General features: G+C 63.1%; 22 protein-coding genes and 1 other RNA gene. 13 read left to right on the plus strand and 10 right to left on the minus strand.

Going from position 1 to position 23,057, the window contains the following annotated elements:
• The first annotated feature begins 348 nt into the window (after positions 1-348).
• The 5 genes from folD to AC1RBA_RS10710 all read left to right on the plus strand — a co-directional run bounded on the left by folD (position 349) and on the right by AC1RBA_RS10710 (position 5,691).
• Positions 349-1,194: a bifunctional methylenetetrahydrofolate dehydrogenase/methenyltetrahydrofolate cyclohydrolase FolD gene (folD, locus tag AC1RBA_RS10690; RefSeq protein ID WP_070221908.1), complete on the plus strand. Its 846-nt coding sequence runs from the start codon at positions 349-351 to the stop codon at positions 1,192-1,194.
• 79 nt (positions 1,195-1,273) lie between these two features.
• Positions 1,274-3,358 (plus strand): M3 family metallopeptidase, encoded by a 2,085-nt coding sequence (locus AC1RBA_RS10695; RefSeq protein ID WP_492418054.1) that lies wholly within the window; start codon positions 1,274-1,276, stop codon positions 3,356-3,358.
• Positions 3,359-3,366: 8 nt separating this feature from the next.
• On the plus strand, positions 3,367-3,792 hold the full coding sequence (locus AC1RBA_RS10700) for a DNA polymerase III subunit chi (RefSeq protein ID WP_492418056.1): 426 nt from the start codon (positions 3,367-3,369) through the stop codon (positions 3,790-3,792).
• Positions 3,789-4,157, plus strand: coding sequence for a DUF2486 family protein (locus tag AC1RBA_RS10705; protein WP_492418058.1), 369 nt, complete (start codon positions 3,789-3,791; stop codon positions 4,155-4,157). Before AC1RBA_RS10700 ends, AC1RBA_RS10705 begins: the two co-directional genes overlap by 4 nt.
• A 391-nt stretch (positions 4,158-4,548) precedes the next feature.
• Positions 4,549-5,691, plus strand: a complete 1,143-nt coding sequence (locus AC1RBA_RS10710) for a branched-chain amino acid ABC transporter substrate-binding protein (protein WP_070289205.1) — start codon at positions 4,549-4,551, stop codon at positions 5,689-5,691.
• Positions 5,692-5,782: 91 nt separating this feature from the next.
• Here AC1RBA_RS10710 and AC1RBA_RS10715 read toward each other — a convergent pair whose 3' ends face one another.
• Positions 5,783-6,685, minus strand: a complete 903-nt coding sequence (locus AC1RBA_RS10715; protein WP_492418140.1) for a LysR family transcriptional regulator — start codon at positions 6,683-6,685, stop codon at positions 5,783-5,785.
• A gap of 108 nt (positions 6,686-6,793) precedes the next feature.
• Here AC1RBA_RS10715 and AC1RBA_RS10720 point away from each other — a divergent pair, with 108 nt between their 5' ends.
• Positions 6,794-7,801: an NAD-dependent epimerase/dehydratase family protein gene (locus AC1RBA_RS10720; protein ID WP_492418142.1), complete on the plus strand. Its 1,008-nt coding sequence runs from the start codon at positions 6,794-6,796 to the stop codon at positions 7,799-7,801.
• A gap of 21 nt (positions 7,802-7,822) precedes the next feature.
• Here AC1RBA_RS10720 and AC1RBA_RS10725 read toward each other — a convergent pair whose 3' ends face one another.
• A complete protein-coding gene (locus AC1RBA_RS10725) occupies positions 7,823-8,134 on the minus strand; it encodes a c-type cytochrome (protein WP_070221905.1) in 312 nt (103 codons plus the stop codon).
• 220 nt (positions 8,135-8,354) lie between these two features.
• Complete coding sequence (gene ilvD / locus AC1RBA_RS10730) at positions 8,355-10,220, minus strand: dihydroxy-acid dehydratase (protein ID WP_492401871.1); 1,866 nt, start codon at positions 10,218-10,220, stop codon at positions 8,355-8,357.
• 173 nt (positions 10,221-10,393) lie between these two features.
• On the opposite strand from ilvD, the gene AC1RBA_RS10735 reads away from it, so the two are divergent.
• Together AC1RBA_RS10735 and lgt are read left to right on the plus strand one after the other, a co-directional pair.
• On the plus strand, positions 10,394-11,305 hold the full coding sequence (locus AC1RBA_RS10735) for a LysR family transcriptional regulator (RefSeq protein WP_492418060.1): 912 nt from the start codon (positions 10,394-10,396) through the stop codon (positions 11,303-11,305).
• 79 nt (positions 11,306-11,384) lie between these two features.
• The gene (gene lgt / locus AC1RBA_RS10740; RefSeq protein ID WP_099408843.1) at positions 11,385-12,209 is read left to right on the plus strand and encodes a prolipoprotein diacylglyceryl transferase; all 825 of its coding nucleotides are present in this window, start codon (positions 11,385-11,387) and stop codon (positions 12,207-12,209) included.
• Positions 12,210-12,217: 8 nt separating this feature from the next.
• On the opposite strand, the gene AC1RBA_RS10745 is transcribed toward lgt, so the two are convergent.
• The 5 genes from AC1RBA_RS10745 to AC1RBA_RS10765 form a co-directional block, all read right to left on the minus strand.
• Complete coding sequence (locus tag AC1RBA_RS10745) at positions 12,218-12,682, minus strand: EVE domain-containing protein (protein WP_492418062.1); 465 nt, start codon at positions 12,680-12,682, stop codon at positions 12,218-12,220.
• A gap of 78 nt (positions 12,683-12,760) precedes the next feature.
• A non-coding RNA gene (gene ssrS / locus AC1RBA_RS10750) (6S RNA) lies at positions 12,761-12,938 on the minus strand.
• Between the two features lie 54 nt (positions 12,939-12,992).
• Positions 12,993-13,304 (minus strand): cell division protein ZapA, encoded by a 312-nt coding sequence (locus tag AC1RBA_RS10755; RefSeq protein ID WP_034747344.1) that lies wholly within the window; start codon positions 13,302-13,304, stop codon positions 12,993-12,995.
• Positions 13,304-13,567, minus strand: a complete 264-nt coding sequence (locus tag AC1RBA_RS10760) for a hypothetical protein (RefSeq protein ID WP_034747342.1) — start codon at positions 13,565-13,567, stop codon at positions 13,304-13,306. The genes AC1RBA_RS10755 and AC1RBA_RS10760 overlap by 1 nt, the downstream gene beginning before the upstream one ends.
• A gap of 156 nt (positions 13,568-13,723) precedes the next feature.
• Positions 13,724-14,470, minus strand: coding sequence for a hypothetical protein (locus tag AC1RBA_RS10765; RefSeq protein WP_492418064.1), 747 nt, complete (start codon positions 14,468-14,470; stop codon positions 13,724-13,726).
• Between the two features lie 525 nt (positions 14,471-14,995).
• Between AC1RBA_RS10765 and groES the strand changes: the two genes are divergently transcribed.
• From groES to AC1RBA_RS10780, 3 genes are all read left to right on the plus strand, one after another.
• Positions 14,996-15,286, plus strand: coding sequence for a co-chaperone GroES (groES, locus tag AC1RBA_RS10770; RefSeq protein ID WP_010400979.1), 291 nt, complete (start codon positions 14,996-14,998; stop codon positions 15,284-15,286).
• A gap of 50 nt (positions 15,287-15,336) precedes the next feature.
• Entirely contained in the window at positions 15,337-16,986 is a 1,650-nt protein-coding gene (gene groL, locus AC1RBA_RS10775; RefSeq protein WP_070221899.1) for a chaperonin GroEL, read from the plus strand.
• 219 nt (positions 16,987-17,205) lie between these two features.
• Positions 17,206-17,679, plus strand: coding sequence for a hypothetical protein (locus tag AC1RBA_RS10780; protein WP_492418066.1), 474 nt, complete (start codon positions 17,206-17,208; stop codon positions 17,677-17,679).
• A gap of 4 nt (positions 17,680-17,683) precedes the next feature.
• Here the strand turns inward: AC1RBA_RS10780 and AC1RBA_RS10785 are convergent, their stop codons facing one another.
• On the minus strand, positions 17,684-18,916 hold the full coding sequence (locus tag AC1RBA_RS10785; RefSeq protein ID WP_492418144.1) for an MFS transporter: 1,233 nt from the start codon (positions 18,914-18,916) through the stop codon (positions 17,684-17,686).
• 104 nt (positions 18,917-19,020) lie between these two features.
• Between AC1RBA_RS10785 and AC1RBA_RS10790 the strand changes: the two genes are divergently transcribed.
• Entirely contained in the window at positions 19,021-19,590 is a 570-nt protein-coding gene (locus tag AC1RBA_RS10790; protein ID WP_492418068.1) for a GNAT family N-acetyltransferase, read from the plus strand.
• Between the two features lie 82 nt (positions 19,591-19,672).
• The gene (locus tag AC1RBA_RS10795; RefSeq protein WP_070311781.1) at positions 19,673-21,247 is read left to right on the plus strand and encodes a POT-type proton-dependent oligopeptide transporter; all 1,575 of its coding nucleotides are present in this window, start codon (positions 19,673-19,675) and stop codon (positions 21,245-21,247) included.
• A 111-nt stretch (positions 21,248-21,358) separates the two neighbouring features.
• On the opposite strand, the gene AC1RBA_RS10800 is transcribed toward AC1RBA_RS10795, so the two are convergent.
• Complete coding sequence (locus tag AC1RBA_RS10800; protein ID WP_492418071.1) at positions 21,359-22,990, minus strand: alpha-D-glucose phosphate-specific phosphoglucomutase; 1,632 nt, start codon at positions 22,988-22,990, stop codon at positions 21,359-21,361.
• Between the last annotated feature and the right edge of the window lie 67 nt (positions 22,991-23,057).

Consider the following 23,057-nt stretch of genomic DNA (forward strand, 5'->3'; position numbering starts at 1 on the left):
TTATGCCGGGCCAAGCGGGCCTGAAAAACGTCGAGGGCAAGGCGCGGCGACACAGACAGTACGCCAGTACGGCAAGGAGCTGCAACGCCGCCATCGGCATTTTCTCAGGCCCGCGTCTCCGGCCCGCTTTTATGCCGGGCCATGCGGGCCTGAAAAACGTCGAGGGCAAGGCGCAGCGACGCAGACAGTACGCCAGTACGGCAAGGAGCTGCAACGCCGCCATCGGCATTTTCTCAGGCCCGCGTCTCCGGCCCGCTGCTGCTACGCCTTTGCATAGCCAAAACCGCCCCTTTGCGCCGCCCGGCTTTATAATCTGTCTTTTCCCTCCCACATCTCTCAGCCCCTACCATGCCAGCACAACTGATCGACGGAATCGCCCTCTCCCAAAAACTGCGCAGCGAGATCGCCACGCGCGCCGCCGCCCTCACGGCCAAGGGCACCCAGCCCGGCCTGGCCGTGATCCTCGTCGGCGAAGACCCGGCCAGCCAGGTGTACGTCCGCAACAAGGTCAAGGCGTGCGGCGACGTGGGTTTCCACTCGGTGCTGGAAAAATATGAAGCGGACCTGTCGGAAGCCGACTTGCTGGCACGCATCGCCAGCCTGAACGCCGATCCCGCCATCCACGGCATCCTCGTGCAAATGCCCTTGCCCAAGCACATCAACCCGCACAAGGTCATCGAAGCGATCGCCACGACGAAAGACGTGGATGGCTATTCCGTCCTGAGCGCCGGCGAACTGATGACGGGCTTGCCCGGCTTCCGCCCTTGCACACCGTACGGCTGCATGAAACTGATCGAAAGCACGGGCGTCGACTTGCGCGGCAAGCACGCCGTCGTCATCGGCCGCAGCAACACGGTCGGCAAGCCGATGGCCCTGCTGCTCTTGCAAGCGAACGCTACCGTCACCATCTGCCATAGTGCGACCCCGGACCTGGGCCTGTACACGCGCCAGGCGGACGTGGTCGTGGCCGCCGTCGGCCGCCGCAACACCCTGACGGCCGACATGGTCAAGCCGGGCGCCATCGTCATCGACGTGGGCATGAACCGCGACGATGACGGCAAGCTGTGCGGCGACGTGGATTTTGCCGGAGTGAAAGAAATCGCCTCCCACATCACCCCGGTACCGGGTGGCGTGGGTCCGATGACGATCACCATGTTGCTCATGAATACCGTCGAGGCCGCAGAGCGCATTTAAGAGGAGCACCTGAGACAATGCTCATGGCGGCGTTGCCTGGCCTTGAACATTTTTCAGGCGCTCCATATATGAAGACAGAATGGACGAACCGACGATGAACACCAATCCCCTGCTTGATTTTTCCGGCCTGCCACGCTTCGACGCGATCACGCACGAGCATGTTACGCCCGCCATCGATACCCTCCTGGAACAGGCGCGCGCCACGGTGGCGCAACTGGAAGCGCCCATGGAAGAAGTGAGCTGGGACAACTTCGTCGCGCCCCAGGACCAGATCGCCGAAACCCTGGGCCGCGCCTGGAGCATCGTCAACCATTTAAATAGCGTGGTCGATACGCCGGAACTGCGCGCCGCCTACAATGCCAACCTGCCCAAGGTGACGGAGTTCTTGACCGAGCTGGGCCAGAACGGAATCCTCTTCGGCAAATACAAGCAATTGCAGGCCAGCCCCGCTTTCGCCAGCCTGTCGCCGGCGCGCCGGCGCATCGTCGAGAATGCCGTGCGCGACTTCCGCCTGGGCGGCGCTGAGTTGCCCGAGGACAAGAAAGAGCGCTTCGGCGCCATCCAGGAAGAACATGCGGCCGTCGGTACGCGTTTTTCCGAAAACGTGCTCGACGCCACGAATGACTACAAGTTGCTGGTCGAGAACGAAAGCGACCTGGCCGGCTTGCCCGACGACGTGAAGGCGGCCGCGCGCGCCGCCGCCGACAAAGCCGGCAAGCAAGGCTATGAATTCTCGCTGCACTTCCCGTCCTACTACCCGATCCTGCAATTTGCCGACAATCGCGCGCTGCGCGAAACCATCTACCGCGCCAACGCCACCAAGGCATCGGACCAGGGCGACGTCTTCAGCAAGAAAGAGGACTGGGACAATACCCAGAACATCGTCACCTTGTTGCGTCTGCGCAACGAAGAGGCACAACTGCTCGGCTACGCCAATTTCGCCGAAGTGTCGCTGGTCTCCAAGATGGCCACTTCGCCGGCGCAAGTCATCGCCTTCCTGGAAGACCTGGCCAAGCGCGCGCGTCCGTTCGCCGAGAAGGACCTGGCCGAGCTGCAACAATTCGCCCGCGAAGAGCTGGGCATAGACGAACTGCAGGCGTGGGACGTGCCGTACGCCTCCGAAAAACTGCAGGAACGCCGCTACGCGTTCTCGGCCCAGGAAGTCAAACAGTATTTCCCTGAACATAAGGTGATCGACGGCCTGTTCCGCCAGATCCAGAACCTGTTCGCGGTCGAGATCAAACTGGATACGGCGCCCGTCTGGCACCCGGACGTGCGTTTTTACCGCATCGAGCGCGACGGCCAGCTGGTGGGCCAGTTCTACCTGGACCTGTATGCGCGTGCCGGCAAGAGCGGCGGCGCCTGGATGGATGACGCGCGCGGCCGCCGCGCCGACGCACAGCACGTGCAGACGCCGATCGCCTACCTGACCTGCAATTTCACGGAACCGGCCGTGGTCGACGGCAAGGCACAGCCTGCATTGTTCACCCACGATGAAGTCATCACCCTGTTCCACGAGTTCGGCCACGGCCTGCACCATATGCTGACCGTCGTCGACGAACTGGGCGTGTCGGGCATTGCCGGCGTCGAATGGGATGCCGTGGAACTGCCGTCGCAATTCATGGAAAATTTCTGCTGGGAATGGGAAGTGCTCGAACACATGACGGCGCATGCCGTCACGGGCGAGCCGCTGCCGCGCGCGCTGTACGACAAGATGCTGGCGGCCAAGAATTTCCAGTCCGGCCTGCAAACCCTGCGCCAGGTGGAATTCTCCCTGCTCGACATGCATCTGCACTATGACTACGATGCCAGCACGGGCCAGAGCGTGCAGCAGCTGATCGACGGCGTGCGCGCCAAGTTCGCGCTGATCATCCCGCCCGCCTTCAACCGCTTCCAGAATTCCTTCGGGCATATCTTCTCCGGCGGCTACGCGGCTGGCTACTACAGCTACAAATGGGCCGAGGTGCTGTCCGCCGACGCCTATGCGGCCTTCGAGGAAGCCAGGGCGCTGGGACCGGCCGCCACCACGGCGGCGGGCAAGCGTTATCTGCAGGAAATCCTGTCCGTCGGCGGCTCGCGCCCCGCGCTGGAATCGTTCACGGCCTTCCGCGGCCGCGAACCGAGCATCGACGCCCTGCTGCGCCACAGCGGCATGGCAGCGTGAAGGGCGACATGACGCGCGTCGACTTTCATACCAACGTACCGGACAAGCTGGCCTACGCCTGCCGTCTGGCACGCAAGGCGTATATGGCCGGCAACAAGGTGGTCGTGCTGGTGCAAGATGGCACCCAGCTCGACGCCTTGAACAGCGCCATGTGGACCATTTCCGCCACGGATTTCCTGCCGCACGTGCTGGCCGGCGACCCGCTGGCCCCGCAAACGCCCATCATCCTGACCGATGACGCGGCGGCCGAGCTGCCGCACCACGACATCCTCGTCAACCTGTCGCAGCTGCCGCCCGCCAATTACGCCGATTTCCAGCGCGTCTTCGAGATCGTCTCCATGGATGAACAGGATGCGCAGGCGGGCCGCCAGCGCTTCCTGCACTACCGCCAGCAAGACGTGCAGCCGACGCATTTCGTCGCGGGTAAAGCATGAGCCAGCAGCCATTCGACCAGGGCATCCCCCTGCTGACGGAGGTGCTGCTGGGACCGGAGGTGGTTCCCGCCAGCCCGGCGCAGCCTGCTGTCGTCGAGGAAGCGCCGGCGTTGCCGCCAGCGGCGGCGCAGCCCGACTGGGACGCCATCGAACAGCGGCTCACGCAGCGCATCCTGCATCAGGTGCAGGGCAAGATCGACCATCTGCTGGAAGAGCGCATCGCCCACGTCCTGCAGACGGCCCTGCAAAACGCCCTGATCGGCATGCGCGGCGCCCTGCGCGAAGACTTGCAGCAATCGCTGGAACAGATCGTCGCGCATGCGGTCAGCCATGAGCTGGGGCATTTGCATCCGCCGGCTCAGTAAGCACACACCTGTCGTTGCGACCATTTCATCACCGACAAAAATCTGGGGTCAGACCCGACGGGTCTGACCCCGGCATTCCCCGTCCTTGCCGTTGGGTTATGAGCATGCCGCGCAATGTCGGGTTACGCGCTGCGCGCTAACCCGACCTACCCCGACCTGCCCGACCTGCCCGACCTACCCTATTCTTTCCTCCAACGCCATTCTTTGGTGCGCTCGCGCCTGCGAAATCGGTGCATCGCGCCTCACTTTGGTGATTGTTGCGACAAAATGTAAAAAGCCCGAAATGCGGCTTTGCGCCGCCTGTTTTTTGTTGTACCTTTCTTCACACGTACCGCCTGTCGAAGCGGTTTTCACGAGACGCCGCCGTATCTTTATCCATTGGAGAATGTTTATGCTGCTCAAGACCAAAGTCCTTCCTCTCGCCCTCGCCCTCGCCTTTGCCGGCCATGCGGGCGCGCAGGAAATCATCAAGATCGGCCACGTCGCCCCGGTCTCTGGCGCCAGCTCCCACCTGGGCAAGGATAACGAGAACGCGGCCAAGATGGCGATCGAAGATTTGAACGCCAAAGGCTTCAAGATCGACGGCAAAGCCGTGAAATTCGTGCTGGTGCCCGAAGATGACGCCGCCGATCCCAAGCAGGGCACGGCCGTGGCGCAAAAGCTGGTCGATGCCAAGGTCAACGGCGTCGTCGGCCACTTGAATTCGGGCACGACGATTCCCGCCTCGCGCATTTACTTCAATGCCGGCATCCCGCAGATTTCGCCGGCCGCCACCAACCCGACCTATACCCAGCAAAAATTCAACACGGCCTTCCGCGTGGTGGCCAATGACAACAAGCTGGGGGGAACTTTGGGCGCGTATGCCGTGGGCAAGCTGCAGGCGAAGAAAATCGCCGTCATCGACGACCGCACGGCCTACGGCCAGGGCGTGGCGGAACAGTTCGTCAAGGGCGCCAAGAAGGCGGCCCCCGGCGTGCAAATCGTCGGCAAGGAATTTACCAATGCCAACGCGACGGACTTCAATGCCATTTTGACCAGCATCAAGTCGAAAAATCCCGACCTGATCTTCTTTGGCGGCATGGATTCCGTGGGCGGCCCCATGCTGCGCCAGATGAAGGCGCTGGGCATCAAGGCCAAGTTCATGGGCGGCGACGGCCTGTGCACGGAACCGCTGGGCAAGCTGGCGGGCGACGCCGTCGGCGAAGACATGGTCACCTGCGCGGAAGCGGGCGGCGTGACGGGCGCGCAGCAAAAAGGCATGGACGATTTCCGCGCCCGCTACAAGCAGAAATACAATATGGAAGTGCAGCTGTACGCGCCATACGTCTACGATGCCGTAATGACCATGGCCACCGCCATGCAGGATGCGAAATCGTCGAAACCGTCCGTCTACCTGCCGTATCTGGCCAAGGTGCACTACCAGGGCGTGACGGGGCCGATCTCGTTCGACGCCAACGGCGACATCAAGGATGGCGCGCTGACCCTCTTCACCTACAGGGATGGCAAGAAAACCAAGATGGAAGTGGTCAAGTAATAGAACCTACTGCGCGGCGCGATTTGCGGCCTGCGATGCTCACTGTGCATTCGCACAGCTCCGCTTCTCAGCCACAACTCACATCCGCTCGCTACGGTTCTTGCTGCCCGGCCACGTAAGCCAGTAAACCTTCGGCCAGCGCGTCGAAGGTGGCGCGGCAGCGCAGGCTGCCGCGCAAGTCTTCATGCATGGTGACCCAGGTTTCCATCGGTAGCGAAAACGCTTGCGGCAACACGCGCCGCAAGGCCGGATCGCGCGCCGCCAGCCCTGCCTGGCACACGCCGATGCCGGCGCCCGCGCGTATCCATGCCAGTTGCGCCAGATCGCTGTCGCTGCGCCAGGCAAAGCTTTCCCGCGTAAATCCCTGAAAGGCCGCGCCCGCGTTGCGCACGAAGGGGCTCGCCTCGTCGTAGCCGATGACGGCGTGTTGCGCCAGATCAAGCAATCGCGCCGGCGTGCCATGGCGTGCCAGATAATCGGCGTGCGCATGCAGGCCCAGTTCGATCTCGCCCACTTTGCGCGCCACCAGCTGCTCCTGGCGCGGCCGCAGCATGCGCACGGCAATGTCCGCCTCGCGGCGCAGCAAATCCTGCACCTTGTTGCTTAATACTAATTCAATGGTCAGGCCCGGATGGCGCGCGCGCAAGCGGGCCAGGATGGGCGGCAGCACTTCCACGCCCACGACTTCACTGGCCGCGATGCGCACGACGCCGGCCACGCCCTGCCCCTGGCTGCTGGCCGCGCGCTCCATCAGGGCGGCAGTGTGCTCCATGGTTTCCGCATGGGGACGCAGCGCCAGCGCCACTTCCGTGGGCAGCAAGCCCAGCTGCGAGCGCGTAAACAGCGTCGCGCCCAGCGCCTGCTCCAGGGCGGCGATGTGCCGGCCGGCGGTGGGCTGCGTGATGCCCAGCGCGCGGGCGGCGCCGGACAGGGAGCCGTGCTTCAGCACGGCCAGCAGGGAGCGGTAGTATTCCCAGGCGATGGATGGGTTCATGGCGTCAACTTGATCATACATAAATGTATAGCCTGTACTCGATGTTCGTCAATTCCCAATTAGCCCAGCGCGGCAGATACTGGCGTCATCAACCACACGGAGGTCATGATGGAGAACACGAAAACAGTATTGGTACTGGGCGCGACGGGCGGCATCGGCGGCGAGATGGTGCGCCAGCTGCTGGCGGCGGGCTGGCAGGTACGCGCCCTGACGCGGGGAGAAACGCCATCGCCACGGCGAGATAACATCGAGTGGCTGCGCGGCGACGCGCTGTCGCGCACTGACGTGCTGGCGGCCGCCAAAGGCTGCGCCGTCATCGTGCACGCAGTCAACCCGCCCGGCTACCGGAACTGGGGCCAGCTGGTGCTGCCCATGCTCGACAACACCATCGCCGCGGCGATGGCCGAAGGCGCCACCATCGTGCTGCCCGGCACCGTGTACAACTTCGGCCCGGACGCCTTTCCCGTGCTGTCGGAAGACGCGCCGCAACGTCCGCTCACGCGCAAGGGCGCCATCCGCGTGGAACTGGAAGCACGGCTGGAACGGGCCAGCACGCAGGGCGCGCGCGTGCTGATCGTGCGCGCGGGCGACTTCTTCGGTCCCCATGCCGGCAATAACTGGTTTTCGCAGGGACTGGTGAAACCAGGCCAGAGCGTGCGCAAGGTGCTGTATCCGGGCGCGCCCGGCGTGGGCCACCAGTGGTCCTACCTGCCCGACGTGGCGCGCACGATGGTGCAATTGCTGGCTTTACGCGCCACCTTGCCCGCGTTTGCGCGCTTTCACATGGCCGGCCACTGGGACCACGACGGCCGGCAAATGACGGGGGCGATCGCCCGCGTGGTGGAACAGGCGACAGGAACCGCGCCCGCCCTCCGGCGTTTTCCGTGGTGGCTGGTGGCGCTGGCGTCGCCGTTCGTGGCGACCTTGCGCGAAATGCGCGAGATGCGCTATCTGTGGCAAGCGCCCTTGTCCATGGACAATGCGCGGCTGCTGGCCGTGCTGGGCCAGGAGCCGCATACGCCGCTCGACGAGGCGGTGCGGGCGACACTGGAGGGCATGGGCAATCTGCATAAGGCAGCGGGCAAAAAAAACGCGCCGGGATTGCCGGCGCGCTAATTGCAGGTACTGCGGCACAGATTATTTCTGTGCCAGTACCCATTTAACCAGGGTATGGGCTTCCGCATCGCTCACTTGCGGGTTGGCTGGCATCGGGATCGCGCCCCAGGTGCCGGAACCGCCCTTCATGACTTTCGCCGCGAGCTTGGCTTCCGCGTCTTTCTGACCAGCGTACTTGGCAGCCACGTCCTTGAACGCAGGGCCCACCAGTTTCGTGCTCACCGCATGGCAAGCCATGCAGTTCTTTGCTTTCGCCAGGTCCGGATTGGCCAACGCTGCTTGCGATGCCAGAGCCGATACGGTCAATACACTCACCAACATAAAACGTTTCATTGTCTTTTCTCCAAAGTTACTTCCTGCGGCATTTTACTGTGTTTCCGCAGATGCACCACGAGCCCAGATCAAGCGTTTCAATGTAGTCACGCAATGTCGTCAGAAGGCATAGCTATTCTGCCCCATCTGCGCGCCCATGACCATGTTGTTTGTAAGGCGATGTAACGACAGGCGGCCCCGCATCGTCAAACGGGGCCGGCCGTCGTACTGACGCAACAGATCAGCGTTTTTTCAGCTGCGACAGATCCCGCACGGCGCCCCGGTCGGCCGACGTCGTCAGCGCGGCATACGCCTGCAGCGCCTGCGACACGTAGCGCTCGCGGTTGACGGGCAGCCAGGCCGCGTCGCCCTTCGCTTCCATGGCGGCGCGGCGCGCGGCCAGCTCGGCAGCCGTGATGCGCAGGTTGATGGTGCGCTCGGGGATGTCGATGTCGATGAAATCGCCCTCTTCCACCAGGCCGATGGCACCGCCTTCTGCTGCTTCCGGCGAGGCGTGGCCGATCACCAGGCCCGAAGAACCGCCCGAGAAGCGCCCGTCCGTGAACAGCGCGCACGCCTTGCCCAGACCCTTCGACTTGATGTACGAGGTCGGATACAGCATTTCCTGCATGCCGGGGCCGCCTTTCGGGCCTTCGTAGCGGATGATGACGACGTCGCCTTCATGCACGGTGTCTTCCAGGATGGCAGCGACGGCCGCGTCCTGGCTTTCGAACACGCGCGCCTTGCCCGAGAATTTCAAAATGCTCTCGTCGACGCCCGCCGTCTTGACGATACACCCCTTTTCCGCCAGGTTGCCGTACAAGACGGCCAGGCCGCCATCCTGCGAGTAGGCGTGGGCCTTGTCGCGGATGCAGCCCGTGCTGCGGTCCGTGTCGACGGCCGCGAAGCGCTCCGACTGCGAAAACGCCGTCTGCGTCGGCACGCCGCCCGGCGCGGCGCGGAACAGTTCATGCACGGCAGGGTTGTCCGTGCACATGATGTCGTTTTGCGCGATGGCGTCGGCCAGGGTCGGCGCGTGGATCGTCGGCAAAGTCGTGTTGAGCAGGCCGGCGCGCGCCAGTTCGCCCAAAATGCCCACGATGCCGCCCGCGCGGTGCACGTCTTCGATATGGTATTTGTCCGTCATCGGCGCCACCTTGCACAGGCAAGGCACCTTGCGCGAAATGCGGTCGATGTCGGCCATCGTGAATTCCACTTCCGCCTCGTGCGCGGCGGCCAGCAGGTGCAGCACGGTATTGGTCGAGCCGCCCATCGAGACGTCGAGCGCCATGGCGTTTTCAAACGCGGCCTTGGTGGCGATGGAACGGGGCAGCACCGAGTAATCGTCCTGCTCGTAATGGCGCTTGGCCAGTTCCACGATCAGACGGCCCGCGCGCAGGAACAGCTGCTGGCGGTCCGAGTGCGTAGCCAGGATGGTGCCGTTGCCGGGCAGGGCCAGGCCCAGCGCTTCCGTCAGACAGTTCATCGAGTTGGCCGTAAACATGCCGGAACACGAACCGCAGGTCGGGCAGGCCGAACGTTCGATCTCGGCCACGTCGGCGTCCGAGACGGTGCTGTCGCCCGCCTTGATCATGGCGTCGACCAGGTCCAGCTTGATGATCTTCTGCGTGCCGTTGACCACCTTGACGACCTTGCCCGCTTCCATCGGCCCGCCGGAAATAAACACGACGGGGATATTGATGCGCATGGCGGCCATCAGCATGCCCGGCGTGATCTTGTCGCAGTTCGAGATGCAGACCATGGCGTCGGCGCAGTGGGCGTTGACCATGTATTCGACGGAATCGGCGATCAGGTCGCGCGAAGGCAGCGAATACAGCATCCCGCCGTGGCCCATGGCGATGCCGTCATCGACGGCGATGGTGTTGAATTCCTTGGCCACGCCGCCGGCCGCCTCGATCTCGCGCGCCACCATCTGTCCCAGGTCTTTCAGGTGCACATGACCGGGCACGAACTGGGTAAACGAGTTGACGACGGCGATGATCGGCTTGTCGAAGTCGCCGTCCTTCATGCCGGTGGCGCGCCACAGGGCGCGGGCGCCAGCCATGTTGCGGCCGTGGGTGGTGGTGCGGGAGCGGTATTGCGGCATGATGGGGTCCTTCCAAGGATGATTGATGCCTGACTGCGCGGATTTTCAGCAAAACCCTGCATGCAGTGGGGGTACGCCAGATTGCCTTGCGCGCGCCCCACTGTCAAATATATGATGCACGTGTCTGTGAGTCGTTTTGCATATCACAGCACTTACTCCACATGGAAACGCATATGAATCTCGAACTGCGCCAGTTGCGCTATTTCGTCACCGTCGCCGAGGAGCTGCACTTCGGCCGCGCCGCCGCGCGCCTGCACATGACGCAACCACCGCTGTCGCAAACCATCATGGCCCTGGAAGAACTGCTGGGCGCACCGCTGTTCGTGCGCACGCGCCGCGAAGTGCAGCTGACGCCAGCCGGCACGGCCTTGCTGCCCGAGGCGCGCCGGCTGCTGGCGCAGGCGCAAGACTTGCCCGCCTTGGTGCGGCGCGCCGCGCAGGGCGAGGCGGGCCGCCTGAGCCTGGCTTTTGTCTCGTCGGCCGACTACAGCGTGCTGCCGCCATTGCTGCGCGCGTATCAAACTGCCTATCCGCAGGTGCAGATCGCGCTGCAGGAAGCCACTTCCGACTTGCAGCTCGATGAACTGCTGGCCGGGCGCACGGATGCGGGCCTGTTGATCCCGCCCCTGCCCGAGAAGGCGAAAGGGGCGCTCGATTACCTGCCCGTGCTGGCCGAGCCGCTGGTGCTGGCCACGCCGTCCGGCCTCGCCATCCTGAACACGCCGGGCCCCGTGCGCCTGCGCGACCTGCCACCCCTGCCCCTGATTATTTTTCCGCGCGCGATCTCGCCCGCCCTGCACGACGCGATCCTCGGCGTGTTCCGCGCGGCCGGCATCACGCCGCAGATCGGCCAGGAAGCGATCCAGATGCAAACCATCGTCAGCCTCGTCTCGGCTGGCATGGGCATCGCGCTTGTGCCACAATCGGTATCGAATCTGATGCGCCCGGGCGTAGAATACAGGCCGCTGCAGGACGCCACGCCGCTGGTGGAAACTGGCCTGGCCTGGCGCCGCGACAATCCGTCCGCCGTGCTGCAAGGTTTCCTGGCGCTGCTGCGCAAGCAGATCAGCGCTGCCGCCGATTAAATTAAGTGGCCGCTAAGGCAAAAAACCGCCAGCGCCCCCATACTACGCAACCTTGGCTTTAAACAAAGAAAGAAACCCCATGCTGATACACCCGATGCCCGACCCGATAGCCATCCAGATCGGTCCGCTTGCCGTGCACTGGTACGGCCTGATGTATGTGCTGGCCTTTGCCCTGTTCATTATCCTGGGCCGCGTGCGCATCAAGCAGCCGCATATCGCCGTGCTGGGCTGGAAGAAGGAAGACCTCGACGACATGCTGTTCTACGGCATGCTGGGCGTGGTGATCGGCGGACGCCTGGGCGAAGTGCTGTTCTACCGTCCCGAATACTTCCTGCACAATCCGCTCGAGATCTTCATGGTCTGGCATGGCGGCATGTCCTTCCATGGCGGCTTCCTCGGCGTCATCCTGGCCATGTACCTGTGGAGCCGCAAGGCGGGCCGCAACCTGTTCGACGTGCTTGACTTCATCGCGCCGCTGGTGCCGCTCGGCTACGCGGCCGGCCGCCTGGGCAACTTCATCAATGCCGAACTGCCGGGCCGCATCGCGCCGGAAACCCTGCCGTGGGCCATGCAGTGGCCGGGCATTCCGTATCCCGTGCACCCGTCGCCGATCTACCAGATGCTGGTCGACGGCATTTTGGTGTTCATCATCCTGTGGCTGTTTGCGCGCAAGCAGCGTCCGCGCATGGCCGTGGGCGCCATGTTCACCCTGTTGTACGGCTGCGCGCGCTTCTTCACGGAATACTTCCGCACGCCGGACTGGGAAGTCGTGTGGCTGGGCGTGCCGATCACATCGGGCCAGATGCTGTCCTTGCCGATGATCGTCGGCGCCATCGCGCTGCTGGTATGGGCATATAAAAGCCAGGTGATGGGCACGCCGCCCACCAAGGCCCGCGCGGCCTGATGAACAGCTTAAGCCTGTAACCTGCTTGTAATCACTTTCCATTGCGCCGGCGTTACCGGCGTGATGGACAGCCGGCTGCCCTTCTTGAGCAGCAGCATGTCTTCCAGCTCCGGCATCTGGCGCATCTCGGACAGGGGCAACAGCGCCGTCTTCTTCAGGCCCCGCACGTCGACGCTGATCCAGCGCGGCTGTTCCTGCGTGGCCTTGGCATCGAAATACTTGCCGCCCTCTTCAAACTGGCTGTGATCGGGATACGCGCCGCTGGCCACTTCGGCCACGCCCGCCACGCCCGGCTGCGGGCAGCTCGAGTGATAAAACAGCACGCCATCGCCGACCTGCATGCCGTCGCGCATGAAGTTGCGCGCCTGGTAGTTGCGCACGCCGAACCAGGGCATGGTGTGCCGGGGCGCGGCCATCAGGTCGTCGATGCTCACTTCATCGGGTTCGGATTTCATCAGCCAGTATTGTTTCATGCAGACTCCGTGTGAAAGCGCCAGACGTAAAAAAACGGTTGCGCAGGATGCGGCAACCGTTTTCGGTGGTAATGCAAATTGGGCCCCGCCTGTGCCGCTATGCCGGCATCCCGAACCAAACGGTTCAAGGTGGTCACGTTAGTTCAATTTCGGGTTCGTCGAACGAGCGACGCTCACTCCCATCAAACAAAATTCGCAACCGATGCGCATAAATGGTTCAAGGAATATATGGCAATCGCGAACACCGCAGGGTAGACCCAAGTTTACTCCTTTGATCGCGCATCGCAAAGACAAATCGTACCGTGTCCGCTTAAAAAAGGTTTTCCTGGGGCGTCAGCGCGCTATCCAATACCGTGTGCATGGCCGAGATCTTTTGCTTCACTTCCAGGATCGTCAGTTCCGACAGCGGACCTTGCGGCGACTTCACGGAAAGGAATTCCGCGGCCACGCCCAAGGCGGCCAGCACGGCGATGCGGTCATTGCCCTTGACCTTGCCCGCGTCGCGGATGGCTTTCATTTTGCTATCGAGATAGATCGCCGCTTCGCGCAGCGCGCGCTCTTCGCCGTCGCGGCACACCATGCTGTAGGACTGGCCCATGATATTGACATCGACACGCGGCATTACGCTTCCTTCTCGTTCTCGGCAATATAGGCGCCCGCCTCCGAAGCGGCTTGCTCCAGGCCGGCTTGCACCAGTTCGGGAATTTTTTCCAGCAACGCTTCCACCCGCTCCTGCGCCTCGCGCATGCGTTGCACATACAGGGCGTTCTCGGCGGCCAGCGCGGCATTGTCCTTGCGCAGTTGCGCGTTTTCACGGCGCAGCGCATGGGTCATTTCGGCCAGCAGGCCTATTTTGTCGGATAATTCGTTGAATTCGGAAATCATCCCGCCACTATAGGGCGGACGCTCCATGGGCGTCAATCGAATCACGCCGCTGTCACACATATTTACATCAATGCAGGTCAGTTGCCGTGAAATACACGCTTTTTCCGGCGCGTTTCGCCATCTGCACGCATCCGCCGGCGCCGCGATGCCAGCGTTTTACTCGTCGACGTAATCGGGTTCGATATCGAGACCGCCATAGCGGTTTTCGCACGAGCGGCGCGTCAATTCCTGCTTGCCGCTCTTGCCATCAAGCACCATCGTCAAGTCGCGGCAAGTACGGTGGTAGCTGCCAGGTTTGGCGTCCGTCCGCGAGGGCGTCAAAGTGACGCGCAAGGGCACGGCATTGCCCAGCCCCTTGTTGCTCCATTCACGGGTCTTGCCATCCTCTTCATCTTTCAGGGTGCGCACGGCGGCCGTCAGCAAGGATTTCTGTTCCTTCGCATTCAGCCTGGCGATGGTCACGTCGGACAGGAAAGGCGGATACACGACGGGCGCCGGATCCTTGCCCTGCACATCCCAGCGTCCGCTGTTCTGCGAGCACGTACGGCGGCTCAGGTCTTGCGACTTGTCGCCCGCCGTGACGACGAATTTCAGGTCGCGGCAGATGTGCGCCTTCAGGCTGTGTTCCGTCATGCCGGAGTTGCTGAAGTTATATGTGACTTTCACCCGCACGCCACGGTCGCCGCCGTTGTCCCACACATGCGCTTCCTGGTCGTCGTCATCCTTGTTGAGGTCGTTGAACAGCTCGTTGAGCAGCATTTCCTTTTCCAGCGGCGTCAGGGTCGCCACGGTGATCTCGTCGAGAATCGTGGGCGTTTGCGCGGCGGCATTGCCCAGGCAGGCGAGGCCGACGAGGGCGGCACCGAGCAGGCGCAGGGCGGGACGGGAAAGAGTCGATGGCATGGTGTGCTTTCTGGTACAGGGGGAATATTGATATGCAATTGCAATCATCTTATCAAAGTCCATAGCAAAACTCTGTTTCCTGTGCGTACAGGAACGCCGTTCGCCTGACGGGCATGCTAGAGTCGCGCCTGTTGCTGACGCCCGGGAACGAGGCTTGCGTTTGCGCAAACCCTTTGTAAATGCAGGCTGCGCAGAACGTCCAAGCTTATCTTCCCGGAGAATAAGCCCTTGAATAAGCCCCCTACCGTCCCTATAATTAGCACTCGTTAGTAGAGAGTGCTAACAAACTCTTTCGTAGCAATCCTCAGGACATGATGGTGTCTGCCGGGCAACAGCAGGGAACGCTACGCGGCGGGCGACGCCGCGATGCCACCACTGCCCAGCGCCGGCATGCACCCGATGCCATGAGGTTTGCTTGACCGTTGCGGGCTGCTTTCAACGGCAGTCACTGACTGCACGCCTGGCGCTGTGCCAGGAATGTATTCATTTAGCAACACCTATCCATTGAACTTTAAGGAGTTTTGTATGAATCTGCGCCCATTGAACGATCGCGTCATCGTCAAACGCCTCGACCAGGAAACCAAGACTGCGTCCGGCCTCATCATTCCTGATGCAGCTGCTGAAAAACCGGATCAAGGCGAAGTCCTTGCCGTAGGCAATGGCAAGATTCTCGACGACGGCAAAGTCCGTCCTCTGGATGTCAAAGTGGGCGACCGCGTCCTGTTCGGCAAGTACGCCGGCCAAACCGTCAAAGTTGACGGCGATGAGCTGCTGGTCATGCGCGAAGAAGACATCATGGCGATCGTCGTCAAGTAATTGTTTCCACGTTGTAGACAGATACATCCCGAAACTCAGGAGAATTGAACATGGCAGCTAAAGAAGTAGTATTCGGCGACGCAGCGCGCGCCAAGATGGTCGAAGGCGTCAACATCCTCGCCAACGCAGTCAAAGTCACCTTGGGCCCGAAAGGCCGCAACGTGGTCCTGGAGCGCTCGTTCGGCGCCCCTACCGTCACCAAGGATGGTGTGTCGGTAGCGAAAGAAGTTGAACTCAAAGACAAGCTCATGAACATGGGCGCGCAAATGGTCAAGGAAGTGGCTTCCCGCACCAGCGACAACGCCGGCGACGGCACCACCACCGCGACCGTGCTGGCACAAGCCATCGTGCGCGAAGGCATGAAGTTCGTTGCCGCCGGCATGAACCCGATGGACCTGAAGCGCGGTATCGACAAAGCTGTTGCAGCGACCGTCGAAGAACTGGCGAAAATCGCCCGTCCTTGCACCACGACCAAGGAAATCGCCCAGGTTGGCGCGATCTCGGCGAACTCGGACTACTCGATCGGCGAGCGTATCGCTGAAGCGATGGAAAAAGTCGGCAAAGAAGGCGTGATCACGGTAGAAGACGGCAAGTCGCTGAACGACGAGCTGGACATCGTTGAAGGCATGCAGTTCGACCGCGGCTACCTGTCGCCATACTTCATCAACAACCCAGAGAAGCAAGTTGCCGTCCTGGACAGCCCATTCGTCCTGCTGTGCGACAAGAAAATCTCGAACATCCGTGACCTGCTGCCGGTACTGGAACAAGTCGCCAAGGCTGGCCGTCCACTGCTGATCATCGCGGAAGACATCGAAGGCGAAGCGCTGGCTACCCTGGTTGTGAACAACATCCGCGGCATCCTGAAAACCTGCGCAGTGAAAGCACCTGGCTTCGGCGACCGCCGCAAAGCCATGCTGGAAGACATCGCTGTCCTGACGGGCGGCCAGGTGATCGCTGAAGAAGTCGGCCTGACCCTGGAAAAAGTGACCCTGGCCGAACTGGGTCAGGCGAAACGCATCGAAGTGGGCAAGGAAAACACCATCGTCATCGATGGCGCCGGCGAAGCTGCCTCGATCGAAGCACGCGTGAAACAAGTGCGTGTACAGATCGAAGAAGCGACCTCGGACTACGACCGTGAAAAACTGCAAGAGCGCGTGGCCAAACTGGCTGGCGGCGTTGCCGTGATCAAGGTTGGCGCAGCCACCGAAGTCGAAATGAAAGAGAAAAAAGCCCGCGTTGAAGATGCACTGCACGCCACCCGCGCTGCCGTGGAAGAAGGCATCGTGCCAGGCGGCGGCGTAGCCCTGCTGCGCGCACGCGCCAACATCACGGTCAAGGGCGACAATCCTGATCAAGACGCTGGTATCAAGATCGTCCTGCGCGCAATGGAAGAGCCACTGCGCATGATCGTGCAAAACGCCGGCGAAGAAGCTTCGGTCGTCGTGGCAGCCGTCCTGGCTGGCGCGGGCAACTACGGCTACAACGCTGCCAACGGCACGTATGGCGACATGGTGGAAATGGGCGTTCTGGACCCAGCCAAAGTGACCCGTTCGGCGCTGCAAAACGCCGCTTCGATCGCTTCGCTGATGCTGACGACCGACTGCATGGTCTGCGAAATCGCTGACGACAAGGCAGCCGGCGGCATGGGCGGCGGCATGGGTGGTATGGGCGGCATGGGCGGCATGGACGGTATGATGTAATCCAGGCGGCCGCGCGCGCAGGCGACGGCGCGCGCAGCTGCCACGCCGGGACGGGACAGGCAGACCAAAAGCTGCTTGCGCCTGCCCGGCAGCCCCGAGAGCCATCTTCTACGGAAGGTGGCTTTTTTTCGTCTTGCTTTTTAGAAATTTCAACGATTGCCCGCCTGCACGTTTTGCTTTAGCATGGCCGCCATCGTCCCTCTTTCTCACGCCACCATCATGCAGCCACGCGCCTCTTCTTCCAAAACCACCATCATCGCCGGCATCCTGGCCGGCTTGCTGGCCGCCGGGCTCGGCGCTTTCTACCTGCACCAGCAAGGCGCGCCGCACGGCACCAATGTCCCGGCCGCGAGCAGCCAGGTGGCGCCAGAACAGAGCGCGCGCGCCGTCGATGCACTGATGGCATTGCCGGAAATCAAGGCCTGGTCGGCGCATATCGAAAAGGCTTCGGGCGGCCGCGCCCACGGCGCCGTGATGGAAACGTCGCCCGACGTGCGTCTCATCGATGGCAAGCCCTACTATGACCTGAACTTTGTGGAAAATACGCCGGACGCGGCGCACCGCTGGGAGAGTTTCGTCGTCTCCCAGGATGGCAAGCGCATCCTCGTCGACGACGTCGTCAGCGGTGAGCTGATCAGCCTGGAACAATGGCGCAAGGACAATGCGCCCATGCAGCGCATCGCCACACAATAATCCCCTACGCCGGCGCCCCCTGCGGCGCCGCGCCGCGCACGCGCGCCACCCACCACACCGTCCACAGCGACAAGCCCGCCGCCAGCCAGCCATTGATGCCGTAGCCGCTGATGTGGCCGGCCGCGTCCGTCTGCAGGGTCAGGCCGCCCAGCCAGGCGCCCAGGCCGCTGCCAAAGCTTTGCAGAGCCGAATTGGCGCTGAGAAACGCGCCCCGCTTGTGCGTTTCCGGGATGGTCGTCAGCAGCGCCTGCAGCGGCACCATGCGGCCCGAGACGAGGGCCATAAAGAAGGGAAACGCCAGCATCAGCCCCAGCAGCGGCAACTGGGGCAAGTGCGTCATGAACAGCAGCGGCGCAATCGACAGCAGGGACACCCAGCGGTACACCTGCTGCTTGCCGGCCCGGTCCGCCCAGCGGCCGATCAGGCGCGCCGTAAAGATCGTGGCGCAGCCGCCCGCCAGATACACCCAGGTGACATCGGCCGGCGCCAGCCCCATATTGCCCACCAGCACCGGCGAAATGAAGGGAATGACCAGCATGCCGGCCGTCATGTTGACAATCGACAAGGAGAACGCTTGCAGGTGCCGCCTTTCCCGGAACAGCGCCAGCAGGTTCGGCAGCACCTGGCGCAGCGGCGTGGCAGCCGCCCCCATGTGCGCCGTGAGCGAGGGCAGCACGCGCGCCGCGCCCAGCCAGACCAGCAGCGACAGCACGACCAGCAGGAAAAACGGCGAGGCCCAGCCAAAGTGCGCGGCCAGCACTACGCCGATGGGCACGCCGCCCACGGCCGCCATGGCAAACGAGGTCATGACGATGCCGGTGGCCGCGCCGCGCCGCTCGGAAGGAATCACGTCGCCGATGATAGCCATGACCATGGCGCCCAGCACGCCGCCCGTCAGCCCCGCAAACGCGCGCGACCACAGCAGCACGTGGAAGTTCGGCGCCAGCGCGCAAGCGAGGTTCGACAGGGTGAACAGGCAAAACATGGTCAGCAGCAGCTTCTTGCGGTCGAAGCGGTCGATATACGTGGCCGCCAGCAAGCCGGACAGGCCCGCGCACCAGGCGTAGGCGGAAACGGCGCCCGAGACGGCGGCCGGGCCGATGTGGAAAGCCTGCATCAGCTGGGGCGCCAGCGGCATCATCACCATGAAATCCATGATCACGGTAAATTGCGTCAGCGCAAGCAGCCACAGCATCGCGCGCTCGCGCGCCGGCGTCAGAGCCGCGCCAGCGGACATATCAGGGGAAGGGCTCGGTACAGGTTTCATGCGGCAGATATTAAGGATGGCGGCGGTGAACGGCAAGGTTTACTTTCTGGCATCGAAGCCCGATACTCGCCCACATGCCCGCCATCATTGTCCGCCCCCTGACGCCCGACGACGTTGCCGCCTACCGCGCGCTGCGTCTGGCCGGCATCGCCGAACTGCCCGCCGCCTTCTGCACCACGCATGCGGCGGAAAGCGGTTTGCCTCTGGCACAGATAGCCCAGCGCTTGCGCGCCACTTCCCACCAAATAATATTTGGCGCTTTCGACAAGGATCAATTGATCGGCATTGCCGGCCTGCGCCGCGAACCGATCGCCGTCGTGCATGACAAGGCCAGCCTGTGGGGCGTGTACGTGGCGCCGCAGGCACGCGGGCATGGCGCGGGACGGCAACTGCTGCAGGCAGCCATCGCCCATGCCTGCGCCATCCCCGAACTGGCCCGCCTGCGCCTGGCCGTGGCGCAGGACAACCACGCGGCATTGACCCTGTACCTGGGCTGCGGCTTTACCCTGGCGGACGGCCCCGCATCGGACGGCATGCTGCAAATGCAGCTGTGGCTGCCGCGCCCGGCGTGTGCAAGTGCAAGCGCAAGTGCCGAAAGTAATGTCTTTATGAAAATCAATACCTTACAAATCCCTGCGAAATAGCGGACAGGCCGTTTTTTCTGTTGCAAGCAAACGCGGCAGGCCTTAGCATCGCGGCTTACAAAAAAAACTTGGGGGAGAGCCAATGTCATCGGCCGAGACACAAACCGCCACGGGCAAAATGCCGCGGCAAATACCGTACATCATCGCCAACGAAGGCTGCGAACGCTTCAGCTTTTACGGCATGCGCAACATCCTGACGCCATTCCTCATCAGCACCCTGCTGCTGATGATCCCGATCGACCAGCGCACGGGCGAAGCCAAGCACGTGTTCCACACCTTCGTCATCGGCGTATATTTCTTCCCGCTGCTGGGCGGCTGGCTGGCCGACCGCTTCTTCGGCAAGTACAACACCATCTTCTGGCTCAGCCTCGTGTATTGCGCGGGCCACGCCTGCCTGGCCCTGTTTGAAAACAGCGTCAACGGCTTCTATTTCGGCCTGTTCCTGATCGCCTTCGGTTCCGGCGGCATCAAGCCGCTGGTCGCCTCGTTTGTCGGCGACCAGTTCGACCAGACCAACAAGCACAAGGCCAAGCTGGTCTTCGACCTGTTTTACTGGATCATCAACTTCGGCTCCTTCTTCGCCTCGCTGCTGATGCCGATGTTCCTGCGCGACTTCGGCCCGTCGATCGCCTTCGGCATCCCCGGCCTGATGATGCTGGCCGCCACCGTCGTCTTCTGGATGGGCGCCAAGAAATACGTGCACGTGCCGCCGGCGCCGCCGAATCCCGATTCGTTCACCCGCGTGGCCCGCACGGCCCTGCTGGCGCGCGTCGACGGCGGTTCGCGTCCCGGCCTGTACGTCGCCTACGTCGGCGTGATCGGCGCCCTGTACGCGTTCTACAGCATTCCCGAATGGGGCTTCGTGATTTCCGCGTGTACGGCGCTGGTCTTGCTGCTGGCCTTCGGCAGCATCGGCACGGCCATGCAGCTGGAACGCGCGCGCGGCATCCACCCGGACGAAGCCGTCGAAGGCGTGCGCGCCGTGCTGCGCATCCTCGTCATCTTCGCCCTCGTCACGCCGTTCTTCTCGCTGTTCGACCAGAAGGCCTCGACATGGATCGTGCAGGCGAACACCATGGAAAAACCGAGCTGGTTCCTGCCGGCGCAGATGCAGGCGCTGAACCCGATGCTGGTGATGCTCTTGATCCCGTTCAACAACCTGGTGCTGTACCCGATGCTCAACCGCTTCGGCCTGGAAGCGACGGCCCTGCGCCGCATGACGGCCGGTATCGGCTTTTCCTCGCTGGCGTGGATCGTCATCGGCTTGCTGCAGCTGGCCCTCGACAGCGGCAACGCCGTCTCCATCATGTGGCAGATCCTGCCGTACGCCCTGCTGACGTTCGGCGAAGTGCTGGTCTCGGCCACGGGCCTGGAGTTTGCGTACAGCCAGGCGCCCGTGTCGATGAAGGGCGCCATCATGAGCTTCTGGAACCTGTCGACCACGGTGGGCAACCTGTGGGTGCTGATCGTCAACCGCAGCGTCATGAATGAAGGCGTGATCGGCAAGATCGCCGAGAGCGGCATCAGCGTGACGGCTTTCCAGATGTTCTTCTTCGCCGCCTTTGCCGCCGTCGCCATGCTGGCCTTCGGCCTGTATGCGAAGCGCTACAAGATGGTGGACAACTACCGCCAGGCGGCTGTCCCGGGCAAGGCGTAATCATACAAGTAGGTCGGATTAGCCCAAAGGGCGTAATCCGACAACGCTGCTGACAATGTCGTCGGATTACGCGTGGCGATGCAACGCTAATCCGACCTACGCGCCCTTTTTTTACGTCGTCACCGTCGGCGCGTCGCGCCCCGTGCGTGCGCGGATCTGCGCCACTTGCTCGGCCACGGCGATCAATCCCGCCAGCGCTTGCTGGGTCGGGATGTCATGCTGCGCGGGATCGGCCTCGTAGCGCTCCAGGTACAGGCGCAGGGTGGCGCCCTCGGTGCCCGTGCCGGACAGGCGCAGCACGATGCGCGCGCCGTCCGTCATGACGATGCGGATGCCCTGCTGCGTCGCCACGGAACCGTCGACGGGGTCCGTGTAGCTGAAATCGTCGGCCAGCGCCACCGTGTAGCCATCGAACTGCTGGCCCGGCAAGGCGGCCAGCTGGCCGCGCACGGCCGCCATCAGCTGCGCCGCGCCAGCGCTGTCGATGTCTTCATAGTCGTGGCGCGAGTAGTAGTTGCGGCCATACGTGGCCCAGTGCGCGCGCACGATGTCTTCCACCGATTGCTTTTTTTCCGCCAGCAGGTTAAGCCAGAACAGCACGGCCCACAGGCCATCCTTTTCGCGCACGTGATTCGAACCCGTGCCGTAGCTTTCCTCGCCGCACAGGGTGGCCATGCCGGCGTCGAGCAAGGTGCCGAAGAACTTCCAGCCCGTCGGCGTCTCGTAGCAGGGAATGCCCAGCGCGCTGGCGACCCGGTCGGCCGCGCCCGAGGTGGGCATGGAGCGGGCGATGCCGGACAAGCCCGCGCGGTAGCCGGGCGCCACGGTGGCGTTGGCGGCCAGGATGGCCAGGCTGTCCGACGGCGTAACGTCGAAGCGCCGGCCGACGATCATGTTGCGGTCGCCGTCGCCGTCCGAAGCGGCGCCGAAGTCGGGAGCATCGTCGCCGGCCATGCGCGCGATCAGTTCCTGCGCGTTGACGGGATTCGGGTCCGGATGGCCGCCGCCGAAGTCTTCCAGCGGCACGCCGTTGATGACGCTGCCCTTCGGCGCACCCAGCATGCCTTCCAGGATGGCCGTCGCATACGGGCCGGAAACGGCGTGCATGCCGTCAAAGCAGAGGCGCAGGCCGCCCGCGAACAGGGCGCGGATGGCGTCGAAGTCGAACAGCTGCTGCATCAGCTCCGCGTAGTCGAGAACGGGGTCGATCACTTCGACCGTCATCTGCTCGATGCGCACAGTGCCCAAGGCGTCGAGGTCGATGTCGGCCGCGTCGCTGATGCGGTATTCGGTGAGCGTTTGCGTGCGCGCAAATATGGCTTCCGTGACCTTTTCGGGCGCCGGGCCGCCATTGGCGATGTTGTACTTGATGCCGAAATCGCCATCGGGACCGCCCGGATTATGGCTGGCCGACAGGATGATGCCGCCGCTGGCGCCATGCTTGCGGATCACGCAGCTGACGGCCGGCGTCGACAGGATGCCGCCCTGCCCCAGCAGCACGCGCGCGTAGCCGTGCGCGGCCGCCATGCGCAGCACCGTCTGGATGGCGGCGCGGTTGTAGTAACGCCCGTCCCCGCCCAGCACCAGGGTCTGGCCGCGGCAGTCGCCGAGCGTGTCGAACACGCTTTGCACGAAGTTTTCCAGGTACTGCGGGGCGCTGAAGACCGCCACCTTCTTGCGCAAGCCCGACGTGCCGGGCCGCTGGCCGGCCATCGGCGCCGTATTAATAATTTGAATAGCCATCTTGCCTCCCTGTTAACTTCCCATGTTAACCGATGCCGGCCGCCCGACAAAGCGTTGTACGCCTGCC

The organism is Janthinobacterium sp. GW823-FHT03B06 (assembly GCF_058796955.1).